The organism is Streptomyces sp. SAJ15 (genome assembly GCF_007595705.1).
GTDB lineage: Bacteria > Actinomycetota > Actinomycetes > Streptomycetales > Streptomycetaceae > Streptomyces.
The window spans coordinates 108,017-121,910 of sequence record NZ_NISY01000010.1 but is presented as its reverse complement, the minus strand read 5'-3'; the positions used below and the strand labels follow the sequence as shown (position 1 = coordinate 121,910).

Genomic DNA, 13,894 nt, shown 5'->3' with positions numbered 1-13,894 from the left:
AAAACTGCACAGTGTGGAGCAAATCGTCACTCCGCCAAACGGGTGATATCAGACCATCTCCATACAACCGTCGGAGACACTCGGGCGTCTCTTCGACAGCAGGGTCCCCCACGCGCTCCCCCTGAGGAGATCAGCATGAAGACCAGCACCCGCCGGATCCGGCACACCGCGCTGACCGCCGGCGCCCTGGCCCTGGCCTCGATGGCGGCTGTCGGGCCGCAGGCCACCGCCGTCGGCCCGCAGGACCGCGGCGACACCCCCTCCCGGGCCCAGACCCGGCAGATCGCCTCCAGCACGCTCGGGACGGACCTCCAGGTCACCCTCACCGCCGTCCGCTCCGCCTCCGACCCGTACGCGGCGACGGTGAGACTGGCCACCTACACCCAGGCCGACGGCCGCTGGAGGCTCCGGGACCAGGAGACGGTCGGCGCGGCCGACGGCTGGTTCTGGTTCCCGCTGACCGGGTCGCAGGCGGTGTGCCAGTTCTCCACGGCGAGCGCCCCGCCGCAGCCCATCGCGGTCAGCCTGCTGATCACGCCGTCGATCGGGTGTTCGCCGACACACCGCTACCACCTCCGGGACGGGGAGATCGTCCCCGGCTAGGCGCGACCGCGGCCGACCGGAAGGCTCGGGGCGAGCCCGCCGCGGCCGGCGCCGGGGCCGCGGTGGGGCGAGCCGCTAGAGCACGCGGCACAGCGCGTCCAGCGCGCCCGCGAAGGCGTGGTCGGGCGGGGTGCCATAGGCGAAGACCAGGGCGTCGCGGCCACCCTCGTCCCCGTAGCGGAAGGTCGCCAGGCCCTCCAGCGCCAGACCGTGCCAGGCGGCGCCCTGGATGACGGACCGTTCGGTGCCCGGGGGCAGTTCGAGGACGGCGTGGAGTCCGGCGGCGATGCCGCTGACCCGGATGTGCGGGGCGCGTTCGGCGAGCGCGGCGACGAGCTGGTCGCGCCGGCGCCGGTAGCGCAGTCGCATGCCGCGCACATGCCGGTCGTACGCGCCCGAGTCGATGAACTCCGCGAGCGTGAGCTGGTCCAGCGCGCCCTGCGGCCACTCGCCGGTCGCCTTCAGCGCCAGCACCTCGTCCACGAGTCGGTCGGGCAGCACCATCCAGGCCAGCCGGAGCGCCGGGGCGAGGCTCTTGCTGGCGGTGCCGAGGTAGACGACCCGCTCCGGATCCAGACCCTGAAGAGCGCCCACCGACTGTCTGTCGTAGCGGAACTCGCCGTCGTAGTCGTCCTCCAGGACCAGCCCGTCGACCGACCGCGCCCAGTCGACCACCGCCGCCCGCCGGTCGGGGTGGAGCGAGACTCCGGTCGGGAACTGGTGCGCCGGGGTGAGCAGCACCGCCCGTGCGTGGCGCAGCTCGGGTGCCGTCGTCAGCTCACCGGTGCGCGCGCCGTGCTCGTCCACGGTCAGCGGGCGGGTGCGCAGCCCCACGCGGGGGAAGACGTCGCGGTGGAAGTACAGCCCGTACGACTCGACCGCCACCTCCTTCGACCCGCGCGCGGCGAGCACCCGGCCGAGCAGGGTGAGCCCCTGGACGAAGCCCGAGAAGACGACGATGCGCTCGGGGTCCGCCCGCACCCCGCGGGCGCGCGCCAGGTATCCGGCCAGCACCTGGCGCAGCTCCGCGCGGCCGCGCTGGTCGACGTGGCCGAAGGCGTCGCTGGGGGCGTGGGTCAGGGCGCGGCGGGAGGCGGCGAGCCAGGCCGCGCGGGGGAAGGCGGAGACGTCCGGGCTGCCGGGCCGGAGGTTGTAGACGGGGCGCGGGCTCAGCCGGACCGCGGGAGAGCGCGGCGGGGCGGGCGCGGGCGGAATGACGCGCTGCGCGACGCGGGTGCCGGAGCCCTGACGGGCGGTGAGCCAACCCTCGGCGACCAGGTCCCCGTAGGCGTCGGCGACGGTGTTGCGGGCGATGCCGAGGTCGGCCGCGAGCGAACGGGAGGACGGCAGCCGGATGCCGGGGGACAGTCGTCCGCCGCGGACGGCCTCCCGCAGGGCCGAGGTGAGCGCGGCGCGCACCCCCGCCCCTCCTCGGCCGCGGTCGCCGGAGCCCGGCGCGCCGGGCAGGTCGAGGTGCAGATCACTGCCGAAAGTGGCCCGGGAATCCTCCATGGAATTGGACCATACTCATGGGTTGATCCCGGCTTAGCGTGGAGGCATGACCACTCAGGAGAACACCCACGCGCACCAGCCCCGACTCAACCTCGCGCAGCACGCCCCCGAGGTCTACAAGGCCATGCTCGGCCTGGAGATGGCCGCCCGCAAGGGCCTGGACCCGGTTCTGATCGAGCTGGTGAAGATCCGAGCCTCGCAGATCAACCACTGTGCCTTCTGCCTGGACATGCACACCAAGGACGCGCGGCACAACGGCGAGAGCGAGGCGCGTATCTACCTCCTCAACGCGTGGGAGGAGGCGCCGGGTTACTACACGGAGAAGGAGCAGGCGGCGCTCGCCCTGACCGAGGCCGTCACGGTGCTGACCGACGGCTTCGTGCCGGACGAGGTCTTCCAGCGGGCGGCCGAGCACTTCGACGAGAAGGAGCTGTCCCAGCTGATCTCCCTCATCATCGCCATCAACTCCTGGAACCGGATCGCCGTCACCTGCCGCTCGGTGCCGGGCGCCTACCAGCCGGGCACCCACGCGTGAGCGACGCCGTGACGTAGAGGATCCGTTAAGACCGCCCTCGTCTCATCTGCGGTGCCAGTCGGGCGAGTTAGCGTGGCCGCCGGCTTGATCATCAAGGCCGGGACACGGGGGAAGGCGGGTCACATGTCCGACGGGGGACCACAGGGTCTGGGCGTACTCAAGACGAACAACCCGGGGAAGGCGGCAGCGGTCAAGGCGCTCACGGAGGACATCCAGCCGGACACCGGGACGGCCGGCACCGTCGCGGACGAAAAAGCGTTCGCCACCGCTGCGGCAAAGGATCGCGGCTGCACCACCGCACCATGAACGACCTGCCCCATGTCGCTCATCGAACACATGGCGTAACCGATCGCCCTCGCCGTCGTTGTGACAGGCGAGGGCGATCGTCGTGTCGTGGGCCGCGCCATGGGCCCATGATGGTCACAGGCTCCGACGGCGGCGGTACGGCTCGTCGGCTCGGAGTCACGGAGGAAGGGCTCGGACATGGGAGGTCTCGTGATGACGGCGCCGCTGCCCGACCAGACGCTGGAAGAGCTCATGCACACCTATGAGCACCTTGACCTGCCTGAGGGGCAGCGCGCGGAGCTCATCGGGGGGGAGATCGTCATTTCACCCACGCCCACGAGTCAGCACAACTGGATCTTCGGCCGGCTGATGCGCATGCTCATCAAGGCGACCCCGGACGAGTGGATGATCACCAACACGGAAACCGTCGTCCTCCCGGCGACCGGTGAGCGGTTCATCCCCGATCTCCTCGTCTGCGAGGCGGCCGCGCTGACCGACAACCGCAAGGAGTGGCAGCTTCCCGCCGACGACGTACTCCTCGCGTGCGAGATCACCTCACCGTCCACGGCACGTCGCGACCGCACCTCCAAGCTCTGGGGCTACGCCCACTCGCAGGTCCCCGTCTACCTGCTCGTGGATCCGCATGACGGCGGCGGGAGCACGACCGTGTACGCGAACCCCGACGGCAAGGGCCGGTTCCGGGACGAGAAGACCGTTCCGTTCGGGGAACGGGTGCCGCTGCCCGAACCTTTCGGCTTCGAACTCGACACCTCTCTCTTTCCGAAGTAGCCCTTGCGCCGGGGCCTCGCTCTCAGCGCGGGTGGGGCGCTCGTCGGCTCATGTCAGAGCCACGCCCGCCACACCTCCCGGTGGTCCTTCACCCAGCGCTCGGCCGCCTCCTCGGGAGTGAGGCCCTTGGAAGCGATGAGCTCCGACACCTCGTTCTGCATCTCCTTGGTCCAGCGGAACCTCTTCAGGAACTCCGCCGCCTTGCCGCCCTCCTTCGCGAAGTCGGCGTTGAGGTACTTCTGCAGCGGGGTGGTGGGGTAGGCGCAGTCGACGGTCTTCGGGTCGGCGGCGCCCTTCTCGGCGCAGGCGTCGGTGTACTTCGGCAGCTTCACCTCGACCATGGGGACCTCGTTGAAGAGCCACTGGGGTTCGTACCAGTAGGTGAGGAAGGGCTTCTTCTCCTTGGCGAACTGCTTGATCTGGGTGATCTGGGCGGCCTCGGAGCCGGCGAAGACGACCTGGAGGTCCAGGTCGAGGTTGTTCACCAGGGCCTTGTCGTTGGTGATGTAGGAGGGGGAGCCATCGAGGAGCTGGCCCTTGCCGCCGCTCTCCGGGGTGCGGAACTCGTCGGCGTACTTGTTGAGGTTCTTCCAGTCGGTGACGTCGGGGTGGGCGTCGGCGAAGTACTTGGGGACGTACCAGCCGATGTGGCCGGTGACGCCGAGGTCGCCGCCGCGGGCGATGGTCTTCTTGTCCTCGACGTAGCGCTGTTCCTGCTCGGGGTGGCCCCAGTCCTCCAGGAGGGCGTCGACCCGGCCCTGGCTGAGGGCGTCCCAGGCGGGGACCTCGTCGACCTGGACGGTGTCGACGCGGTAGTCCAGCTCGTGCTCCAGCAGGTACTGGGCGACGGCCACGTTGGCCTGCGCGCCGACCCAGGACTGGACGGACAGGGTGACCGTCTTCGCCCCGTCGACGTTGGCGTACGGCGAGGTCTGCTGGGTCATGTCGGCCGCGCCGCAGCCGGTGAGGGTGACCGCCAGGACAGCCGCGGCCGCCGAGGCCAGCTTCGTACGAGTGGTCATGTCAGGCTCCCTTCCGGTCGCGGCGGGCGGTCGGCTGCGTCACCCGGTCCAGCATCAGTCCGAGGCAGACGATGGCGGTGCCGGCGACCAGGCCGGTGGCCAGGTCGCCCTGGGCGAGGCCGAAGACGACGTCGTAGCCGAGCGCCCCGGAGCCGACCAGGCCGCCGATGATGACGACGGCGAGGACCAGGACGACCGCCTGGTTGACGGCGAGCAGCAGGGCCGGGCGGGCCAGCGGCAGCTGGACCTGCCACAGCTGCTGGTTGCGGGTGGCGCCCAGGGACCGGGCGGACTCCAGGGCGGCCGGGTCGACCTGGCGCAGGCCCTGGGTGGTGATGCGGATGACGGCGGGCAGCGCGTAGACGATGGCGGCGGCCGCGGCCGGGGCCCGGCCGACGCCGAAGAGCGCGACCACCGGGATCAGGTAGACGAACTGCGGCATGGTCTGGCACACGTCCAGCACCGGGCGCAGCAACCGCTCCAGCCGGGGGCTGCGCGCGGCGGCGACGCCGATCGCGAAGCCCAGCACCAGCGTGACCGCCAGCGCGGCCAGGACCTGCGAGAGCGTGTCCATGGACGGCTCCCACACGCCGAGCACGCCGATCGCGGCCATGGCGAGGGTGGCGGTCAGGGCGGTGCCCCAGGTGCCGATCAGCCAGGCCAGGGTGGCGACCGCGAGCAGCACCGCCCACCAGGGCAGCCACTGGAGGCCGTCGCGCAGCGGGTCCAGCACCCACCGCACGTACGCGGCCGCCCAGTCGGCGGTGCCGCCGATGACCGGCACGCCGGAGTAGAGGTGGTCCACCATCCACTCCTTGGCGTCGTTGACGGGTTCGGCGATGGCCAGGGTCCAGCTCTCCGGCCAGGTGAGGGAGCCAAGCGCACGGGCCGCGAGCGCCGCGGCCGCCGTGAGCGCCGCGACTCCCGTCCAGGCCCGCCAGCCGCGGGCCCAGGCCGGGCCGCCGCGCTCGGCGCCGGCGCGCTCGCCGGCGGCCGCGGTGGTGCGGTCCAGGACGACGGCGAGCAGCACGATCGGGATGCCGGCGGCCAGCGCCTTGCCGACGTCGACGGTGGACAGCGCCTGGTAGACGCGGTCGCCGAGGCCGCCGCCGCCGATCATCGAGGCGATGACGGCCATCGACAGCGCCATCATGATGGTCTGGTTGAGGCCCAGCAGCAGCTCGCGGCGGGCCAGCGGCAGCCGCGCGGACAGCAGCCGCTGCCGGCCGGTGGCGCCGAGCGAGGAGACGGCCTCCAGCACCCCGGCGTCGGCGCCGCGCAGGCCCAGCGCGGTGAGCCGGGCCATCGGCGGGGCCGCGTAGATGACGGTGGCCAGCACGGCGCCGGGCACGCCGATGCCGAAGACCAGCACCACCGGGAGCAGATAGGCGAAGGCCGGCAGCACCTGCATGGTGTCGAGCACGGGGCGCAGCGCGCGGTCGGTGCGGTCGGACAGCCCGGCGGCCAGGCCCAGCAGGGCGCCGATGACCACGGACACGGTGACCGCGACCGCCATCAGGGCGAGCGTCTGCATCGTCGGCACCCACATGCCGAGCAGCCCGCAGACGGCGAACGACACCCCGGCGGTGGCCGCCACCCGCGCCCCGGCCACGCGCCAGGACAGCAGGGTGGCGGCGGCGGTGACCCCGGCCCAGCCGAGGGCGAGGAGCGTCACGTAGACGGCGCGCACCGAGATGATGATCCCGTTGCTGATGTGCCCGAAGAAGTAGAGGAAGACCGGGTGGCTGTCCCGGTTGTCGATGATCCAGGTGTTGGCGTCGCCGAGCGGCTGGGCCAGGTCAACGGTCAGCGCCTCCGGCCAGCTGCCGCTGGCCCAGCGGGCGTGCGCCAGCGGCACCAGCAGGGCGGCCAGGGCGGCCAGCGTCAGCAGCTTGGCCAGGGTGCGGTGCCGGGCCAGGGCGGCCGGCAGGCCGCGTCTGTGGGCGTAGGAGGTCGCGGAGTCGGCCGTCTTCCGCCCGGCGGAACCGGTGGCGGCCGCGGCGCCCGCGGCGCCGGCCTTGCTCTTGGCCTTACCGGTGCCGGGCGCGGAGGTGGTGGTCACTGCGCTCATGCCGCCGCCACTCCCTCGGCGGCCGCGGCCTCGGGCGTGCCGTCCGGCTTCAGCCCGGCGACCACCGCCAGCAGGCGCCGGTGGTCGACCACGCCGAGGCAGCGGCCGTCCTCGACCACGCGGGCCGCGGAGCCGCTGCGGGCGACCGCCTCGATCGCCCGCGACACGGTGGTGTCGGGGGTGAGGACCGGGCCGGAGGTGCCCTCGTCGCCGATCGCCGGGCGCAGCGCGCCGCGCACGGTCAGCACCTGCTCGCGGGGGACGTCGCGGACGAAGTCCCGTACGTAGTCGTCGGCCGGGGAGCCGACGATCTCCTCGGGGGTGCCGAGCTGGACGACCCTGCCGTCGCGCATCAGGGCGATCCGGTCGCCGAGCCGCAGCGCCTCGCTGAGGTCGTGGGTGATGAAGACCATGGTGCGGCCCTCCTCGCGGTGGAGCCGGACCACCTCTTCCTGCATGTCCCGTCGGATCAGCGGGTCCAGGGCGCTGAACGGCTCGTCGAAGAGGAGGACCTCGGGGTCGACGGCGAGCGCGCGGGCCAGGCCGACGCGCTGCTGCTGGCCGCCGGAGAGCTGGCCGGGGCGGCGCCGCTCCAGGCCGGCGAGGCCGACCTTCTCCACCATCCGCGCGGCCCGCTCGCGGCGTTCGGCCTTGCCGACGCCCTGGATCTCCAGCCCGTAGGCGACGTTGTCGAGCACGGTGCGGTGCGGCAGCAGGCCGAAGTGCTGGAAGACCATGGCGGCGCGGTGTCGGCGCAGCTCGCGCAGGCGCGCCCGGTCCATGGCCAGTACGTCCTCGCCGTCGATCGCGAGGTGGCCGGAGGTCGGCTCGATGAGGCGGGTCAGGCAGCGGACGAGGGTGGACTTGCCGGAGCCGGAGAGGCCCATGACGACGAAGACCTCACCCTTGCGGACGTCGAAGGAGACGTCCCGGACGGCGGCGGTGCAGCCGGTGCGCTCGCGCAGTTCGGCGGCGGACAGCGCGGCCTCCGGACTGCCGGGGATCCGGTCGGCCTTGGGGCCGAAGACCTTCCACAGGTTGCGTACGGAGAAGACGGGCTCGACGGCGTTCATCACGCATGACCTCCCGGGGTCTGTTTGCTGTCCCCCTGTGCGATCGCCCCCGGTGCCCCGGGCGCTGCCGCTTCCCCCCGCGCGATGAGTTCCGCGCACTTCTCCCCCACCATCAGCACACCGATCATCGGGTTGACGGCGGTCATGGTCGGGAAGACCGACGCGTCGGCGATCCGGATGCCGGAGAGCCCCCGCACCCGCAACTGCGGGTCGACGACGGCCTGTTCGTCGGTCGGCGCGCCCATCTTGCAGGTGCCGGCCGGGTGGTAGACCGTGTGCGCGACCTTGCGCGCGTAGTCGCTGAGCTCCTCGTCGGTGGTGAGCTCGGGGCCGGGGCAGACCTCGCGCCTGAGCCAGCCGGCCAGCGGCTCGGTGCGGGCGATCTCACGGGCCAGGCGGATGCCGTCGACCAGCGTCTTCGCGTCGTAGTCGTCCTCGTCGGTGAAGTAGCGGAAGTCGAGGGCGGGCTTGACGGCCGGGTCGGCGCTGGTGAGGTAGAGCCGGCCGCGGCTACGCGGCTTGGGGATGTTGGGGGTCATCGACACACCGTGCTCGGGCTTCTGGTAGCCGAGCCGCTCCGGGTTGTCGGTGAAGGGGATCTGGTAGAAGTGGAACATCAGGTCCGGACCGCGGGATTCGGGGTCGCGACGGACGAAGAGCCCGGCGTCGGAGTCCATCGCGGAGTTCTCCGGGATCGGCCCGTTCGTCTCCCAGACGATCACCGACTCGGGGTGGTCCAGCAGGTTCTCGCCGACGCCCGGCAGGTCGTGCAGGACGGGGATGCCCAGCGCCTCCAGGTCGGCCCTGGGGCCGATGCCGGAGTGCAGCAGCAGCCGCGGGGTGTCGACGGCGCCGGCGCAGACCAGCACCTCGCGCTCGGCCTCGATCAGCAGCTCCTCGCCGTCCTTGGTGCGCACCCGCACACCGGTGGCGCGGAGCGTGGCGTCGAACTCCAGCTGGTGCGCCCAGGTCTCCAGCAGCAGCGTCAGGTTGGGGCGGTCGCCGGCCTCCAGGTGGGGGTGGAGGTAGGCGACGGAGGCGGAGGAGCGCTTGTTGTCCTCCGGGTGGTACGCGAGGTCGAAGAAGCCGACGCCCTCGTGGAAGGGCCGCTGGTTGAAGCCCTCGACGCGCGGCACGTCGGCGGCGACCCGGGCCGCCTCGACGAAGTCGCGGGCGATGGCGTTCCGGTCCTTCTCGTCCACGGGGACGATGTTGTTGCGCAGCCGGTGGAAGTACGGGTCCATGGAGGCCGCGTCCCAGCCCTCGGCGCCGGCCTCGGCCCACTCGTCCCAGTCGCCGGGGAGCGGCTTGAAGGAGATCAGGGTGTTGTGCGAGGAGCAGCCGCCGAGGACGCGGGCGCGGCTGTGTCTGATGTGGGAGTTGCCGCGTGGCTGTTCCACCGTCGGGTAGTCGTAGTCGAGTTCGCCGCCGAGCAGTCCGAGCCAGCGGCGCAGGGTGAGCACCTCGGGGCGGTCGACGTCGGAGGGGCCGCCTTCGATGACGGCGACGCGGACGGACGGGTCCTCGGTGAGCCGGGAGGCGATCACCGAGCCGGCGGTGCCGCCGCCGACGACGACGTAGTCGTAGACGTGGGAGGGCTGGGGGGGCATTCGGGTACTCCTCTGTTGCGCAGGCTGGTCGGCGTCGGTGGGCGGTGGTCGCTCAGCCGGCGAACCAGCGGACCGGCCGCGGCCGGAGGTTCTCGTAGACGTGCTTGGCCTCGCGGTACTCGGCCAGGCCGGAGGGGCCCAGCTCGCGGCCGACGCCGGACTTGCCGAAGCCGCCCCACTCCGCCTGCGGCAGGTAGGGGTGGTAGTCGTTGATCCAGACCGTGCCGTGCCGCAGCCGGCCGGCGACCCGTCGGGCGCGGGCGGTGTCCGCGGACCACACGGCCCCGGCCAGCCCGTACTCGGTGTCGTTGGCGAGCGCCACGGCCTCGTCCTCGGTGCGGAAGGTCTCCACGGTGAGGATCGGGCCGAAGGTCTCCTCGCGCACCACCCGCATCCCGCGGTGGCAGCCGTCGAGCACGGTCGGCAGGTAGAAGTACCCGGAGGCGGGCCGCTCGGGGTCGGCCTCGGAGGGCTCGGGCCGGGCGCCGCCGCAGCGCAGCAGGGCGCCTTCGGCGAGCGCGGACTCCACATACGCCGCGGTCTTGGCCAGCTGCTGGGCGGAGACCAGCGGGCCGCACTCCACGCCGCTCTCGGTGCCGCGGCCGAGGGTGATCCGCTCGGCGCGGCGGGCGAGTTCGGCGACGAAGCGCTCGCGCACGGACTCCTCGACGATGAGCCGGGAGCCGGCCGAGCAGACCTGGCCGCTGTGGATGAAGGCGGCGTTGAGCGCCTGGTCCACGGCGGTGTCGAAGCCCTCGGCGGTGGCGCATGCGTCGGCGAAGACGACGTTGGGGTTCTTGCCGCCCAGCTCCAGCGCCACCTTCTTCACACTCGGGGCGGCGGCCGCCATCACCTTGGTGCCGCTGGCCAGGCCGCCGGTGAAGGAGACCAGGTCCACGTCGGGGTGGTCGGCGAGCCGGGCGCCGACCGGGTCGCCGGCGCCGGTGACCAGGTTGGCCACGCCGGCCGGGAGTCCGGCCTCCACCAGCAGGCGCAGCAGATGGACGGTGGAGAGCGGGGTGATCTCGCTGGGCTTGATGACGAAGGTGTTGCCGGCCGCGAGCGCCGGAGCGATCTTCCAACTCGCCTGGAGCAGGGGGTAGTTCCAGGGGGTGATCAGGCCGCAGACGCCCACCGGCTCGTACACGACCACGCTGTGCACATCGGGGCTGCCGGCGTCCACCACGCGTCCGCCCGCCTCGTTGACCACGAGGTCGGCGAAGTAACGGAAGGCGTTGGTGACGTCGTCGACGTCGATGCGGCCCTCTTCGAGGGTCTTGCCGGTGTCGCGGCTCTCGGTGAGCGCGATCGCCTCCCGGTCGCGCTGGAGCAGCCCGGCGACGCGGCGCAGCAGCTCGGCGCGCTCGGCGACGGGCGTACGCGGCCAGGGCCCGGCGTCGAAGGCGCGCCGGGCGGCGGCCACCGCCGCGTCGGTGTCCTCGGCGCCGCCCTCGGCGACGACGGCCAGCACGGTGGCGTCGGCGGGGTCGAGGACCTCCCGCTGAGCGCCGGACGAGGCACCCCGCCACACCCCGTCCACATGAATGGTCTCGACTGCCGACACGTTTCTTCTGCCTTCCGGTCTTCCAGGTTTTCCCACTGGCCACGCCAGCAGCTGGGACCCCTAACCGAAACGTTCATATGTATGCCTGATTGCTCGGCGAAAGTGGCCGGCGTCACTGAATAGTGACCACAAAAGGCGAACCGGACTGCATCTGCGCACGTCCCTGCTCGTAAGGTAAAGCGCAGGTAAGAAGGCACGACAAGATGAAAAGGGCAGGGCGGGCGCGATGACGAGGATGAACCGGGCTTGGGCCGTGGCCGCGTGTGCGGCGCTGGCGCTGGCCATCACCGGCTGCGGCAGCGACAAGTCCGACAAGGGCGGAAAGTCCGACAAGGACGGGAGCATCCTCGGAACCAAGCCGGACAAGGGCTCGGACGCCGGCTCGGAACTCGCCAAGCTGTCCGCCAAGGAGATCTCCAAGAAGGCGGAGACCGAGCTGGAGTCGGCGAAGTCGCTCCGCATGAAGATGGACCTCACCTCCGCCGGCACCCGGCAGAAGATGGACCTCGCCCTCGACGGCTCGGGCAACTGCGCCGGCTCCATGGAGATGGGCACCGAGGGCTCCTTCGAGCTCATCAAGCTCAGCGACAAGGTCTGGATGAAGCCGGACGAGACCTTCTGGAAGACCCAGGCCGGCTCGGACGGCGCGGCCGCCGCCGAGCTCTTCAAGGGCAAGTGGGTCCACGGCTCCACGTCCGACGAGATGTTCAAGGACATGACGGACGTGTGCGACCTCGCCGGCTTCCAGCAGTCGCTGGACACCGACGACAGCGACGACAAGATGACCAAGGGCACGCTCGTCACCGTCGACGGCAACAAGGTCATCCCCGTCAACGGCAAGTCGTCGGACGGCGACCCGATGACCCTCTACGTCGCCGCGGAGGGCAAGCCCTACCCGCTGAAGATCGTGCAGAAGGGCACCGAGTCCGGCTCCATCGAGCTCACCGACTGGGACAAGCCGGTGCCGACGACGACCCCGCCGGCGGACCAGGTGGTCGACATGGCCAAGCTGCAGGAGCAGCTGGGCGGCGCCTGATCGACGGGGTGGGCGGCGGCGCCAGACGCCCACCCGAGCCTTAGGGTATGGCGCTCATAGGCAATCAAGACGATCAGATAAGGGCGAATACTCCCGTGATGACGAGCAAGAACCGGGTTTGGGCCGTGGCCGCCTGCGCGGCGCTGGCGCTGGCCGTGACCGGCTGTGGCGGCGACGACAAGAAGGACGACGCGAAGGGCGGCTCCAACGGCGGCTCCTCCGTCGAGAGCGGCGCCAACGGCGTGGAGAAGCTCGAGGCCAACGAGATCGCCCAGAAGGCGAAGGACGCGATGGTCTCCGCGAAGTCCATGACCGCCACGGTCGACGGCGTCAGCGAGGGCCAGAAGACCACGGCCAAGCTGGCCATGGACTCCGAGGGCAACTGCCAGACCGACATGACCATGGGCACCATGGGCGGCTACAGCCTGGTCAAGATCGGCAACGAGGCCTGGGTCAAGCCGACCGGCATGATGGCCCAGATGATGCTGGAGTCGGGCGCCGGCAAGTTCAAGGACAAGTACGTCCACGGCACCACGGACCACGAGAAGTTCAAGGACATCGGTGAGGCCTGCGACATCAAGGCCATCCAGAAGGAGGCCACCGACTCCAAGGACAAGAAGTGGACCAAGGGTGACGCCACCGAGGTCGACGGCAAGAAGGCCATCGCCATCAAGGGCACCGACAACGACGGTGAGCCGATGACCCTCTACATCGCCACCGAGGGCAAGCCCTACCCGCTCAAGGCCGAGCAGCAGGGCAAGGAGAAGGCCACCATCCTGTACTCGGGCTGGGACGAGAAGGTCACCCCGCAGAAGCCGTCCGCCACCGAGACGGTCGAGATCACCGCGGTCGAGGCCGCCAAGTAAGTAAGCCGACATGACCGGGCCCCCATCCGCAGGGATGGGGGCCCGGTCATGCGTCGCCGCCCCTCCCCCGGCTACCGCTGGGAGGTGCCCCGGTAGGTTCCTACCGTCAAGCAAGATCATGAGATAAAGGGCGAAGTACACCTGATGACGAGCAAGAACCGGGCTTGGGCCGTGGCCGCGTGCGCGGCACTGGCGCTCGCCGTGACCGGCTGCGGCGGCGACGACAAGGACAGCGGCGAGGGCGGCGCCTCCGGCGTCGAGAAGCTCTCGGCCAACGAGGTCGCCGACAGGGCGCGCGAGGCGATGAAGTCCGCGACGTCGCTGAAGGCCAAGCTCGAGGGCGTGTCCGAGGGCGAGAAGACCACGGCCGAGTTCACGCTGAACACGGCGGGCAACTGCGACTCCTCCATGGACGCGGGCAAGTCCGGCGGCTACAGCCTGATCAAGATCGGCGACGACATCTGGATGAAGCCGACCGGCATGATGGGCCAGGCCATGGTTCCGACGGGTGGTGACGTCGTGGAGAAGAAGTTCAAGGGCAAGTACATCCACGACACCGCGACCAACCCGGCGATGAAGGCCATGGCCGGGCTGTGCGACATCAAGCGGATGCAGAAGGACACCACCGAGTCCCAGGACAAGAAGTGGACCAAGGGTGGGACCGCCGAGGTCGACGGCAAGAAGGCCGTCGCCATCGAGGGCAAGAACAGCGAGGGTGATCCCATGACGCTGTACGTCGCCGCCGAGGGCAAGCCCTACCCGCTCAAGGTCGAGCTGAAGGGCAAGGACAAGGCCACCATCCTGTACACCGGCTGGGACGAGGACTTCACCCCGAAGAAGCCGTCGGCGGCCGAGACGGTGGAGCTGGCCCAGGTCGAGCAGGAAGCCAAGAAGGCTTCCTGAGCCGAGATCCCGCCGGTCGCGGGCA

Annotated in this window: 13 protein-coding genes; 7 read left to right on the top strand and 6 right to left on the bottom strand. The window is 71.1% G+C overall.

What is annotated here, in order from left to right; translation table 11 throughout:
• The first annotated feature begins 135 nt into the window (after nucleotides 1-135).
• Complete coding sequence (locus CD790_RS23880; RefSeq protein WP_144385378.1) at nucleotides 136-603, top strand: hypothetical protein; 468 nt, start codon at nucleotides 136-138, stop codon at nucleotides 601-603.
• 75 nt (nucleotides 604-678) lie between these two features.
• Here the strand turns inward: CD790_RS23880 and CD790_RS23875 are convergent, their stop codons facing one another.
• Nucleotides 679-2,115, bottom strand: a complete 1,437-nt coding sequence (locus tag CD790_RS23875) for a PLP-dependent aminotransferase family protein (protein WP_144385377.1) — start codon at nucleotides 2,113-2,115, stop codon at nucleotides 679-681.
• A 46-nt stretch (nucleotides 2,116-2,161) separates the two neighbouring features.
• Here CD790_RS23875 and CD790_RS23870 point away from each other — a divergent pair, with 46 nt between their 5' ends.
• From CD790_RS23870 to CD790_RS23860, 3 genes are all read left to right on the top strand, one after another.
• Nucleotides 2,162-2,650 (top strand): carboxymuconolactone decarboxylase family protein, encoded by a 489-nt coding sequence (locus CD790_RS23870; RefSeq protein WP_144385376.1) that lies wholly within the window; start codon nucleotides 2,162-2,164, stop codon nucleotides 2,648-2,650.
• 84 nt (nucleotides 2,651-2,734) lie between these two features.
• A complete protein-coding gene (locus tag CD790_RS23865) occupies nucleotides 2,735-2,956 on the top strand; it encodes a hypothetical protein (protein WP_186319200.1) in 222 nt (73 codons plus the stop codon).
• A gap of 177 nt (nucleotides 2,957-3,133) precedes the next feature.
• Nucleotides 3,134-3,724, top strand: a complete 591-nt coding sequence (locus CD790_RS23860) for a Uma2 family endonuclease (protein WP_144385374.1) — start codon at nucleotides 3,134-3,136, stop codon at nucleotides 3,722-3,724.
• A gap of 53 nt (nucleotides 3,725-3,777) precedes the next feature.
• Here the strand turns inward: CD790_RS23860 and CD790_RS23855 are convergent, their stop codons facing one another.
• Genes CD790_RS23855 through CD790_RS23835 form a run of 5 tightly spaced genes read right to left on the bottom strand, consistent with a single transcriptional unit; the run spans nucleotide 3,778 to nucleotide 11,064 of the window.
• Nucleotides 3,778-4,746: an ABC transporter substrate-binding protein gene (locus CD790_RS23855; protein ID WP_144385373.1), complete on the bottom strand. Its 969-nt coding sequence runs from the start codon at nucleotides 4,744-4,746 to the stop codon at nucleotides 3,778-3,780.
• Between the two features lies 1 nt (nucleotide 4,747).
• A complete protein-coding gene (locus CD790_RS23850; protein WP_144385372.1) occupies nucleotides 4,748-6,817 on the bottom strand; it encodes a proline/glycine betaine ABC transporter permease in 2,070 nt (689 codons plus the stop codon).
• Nucleotides 6,814-7,890, bottom strand: a complete 1,077-nt coding sequence (locus CD790_RS23845; RefSeq protein WP_144385371.1) for a glycine betaine/L-proline ABC transporter ATP-binding protein — start codon at nucleotides 7,888-7,890, stop codon at nucleotides 6,814-6,816. The genes CD790_RS23850 and CD790_RS23845 overlap by 4 nt, the downstream gene beginning before the upstream one ends.
• A complete protein-coding gene (locus CD790_RS23840; RefSeq protein ID WP_144385370.1) occupies nucleotides 7,890-9,500 on the bottom strand; it encodes a GMC family oxidoreductase in 1,611 nt (536 codons plus the stop codon). The genes CD790_RS23845 and CD790_RS23840 overlap by 1 nt, the downstream gene beginning before the upstream one ends.
• Nucleotides 9,501-9,552: 52 nt before the next feature.
• Nucleotides 9,553-11,064: an aldehyde dehydrogenase family protein gene (locus tag CD790_RS23835; RefSeq protein WP_144385369.1), complete on the bottom strand. Its 1,512-nt coding sequence runs from the start codon at nucleotides 11,062-11,064 to the stop codon at nucleotides 9,553-9,555.
• 235 nt (nucleotides 11,065-11,299) lie between these two features.
• Here CD790_RS23835 and CD790_RS23830 point away from each other — a divergent pair, with 235 nt between their 5' ends.
• The 3 genes from CD790_RS23830 (at nucleotide 11,300) to CD790_RS23820 (ending at nucleotide 13,869) form a co-directional block, all read left to right on the top strand.
• Nucleotides 11,300-12,100 carry a hypothetical protein gene (locus CD790_RS23830; protein ID WP_186319199.1) on the top strand — a complete coding sequence of 267 codons (801 nt, stop codon included), beginning with the start codon at nucleotides 11,300-11,302 and terminating at the stop codon, nucleotides 12,098-12,100.
• Between the two features lie 98 nt (nucleotides 12,101-12,198).
• Nucleotides 12,199-12,966 (top strand): hypothetical protein, encoded by a 768-nt coding sequence (locus tag CD790_RS23825; protein WP_144385367.1) that lies wholly within the window; start codon nucleotides 12,199-12,201, stop codon nucleotides 12,964-12,966.
• A gap of 144 nt (nucleotides 12,967-13,110) precedes the next feature.
• Nucleotides 13,111-13,869 (top strand): hypothetical protein, encoded by a 759-nt coding sequence (locus CD790_RS23820; RefSeq protein WP_144385366.1) that lies wholly within the window; start codon nucleotides 13,111-13,113, stop codon nucleotides 13,867-13,869.
• Nucleotides 13,870-13,894 lie beyond the last annotated feature (25 nt).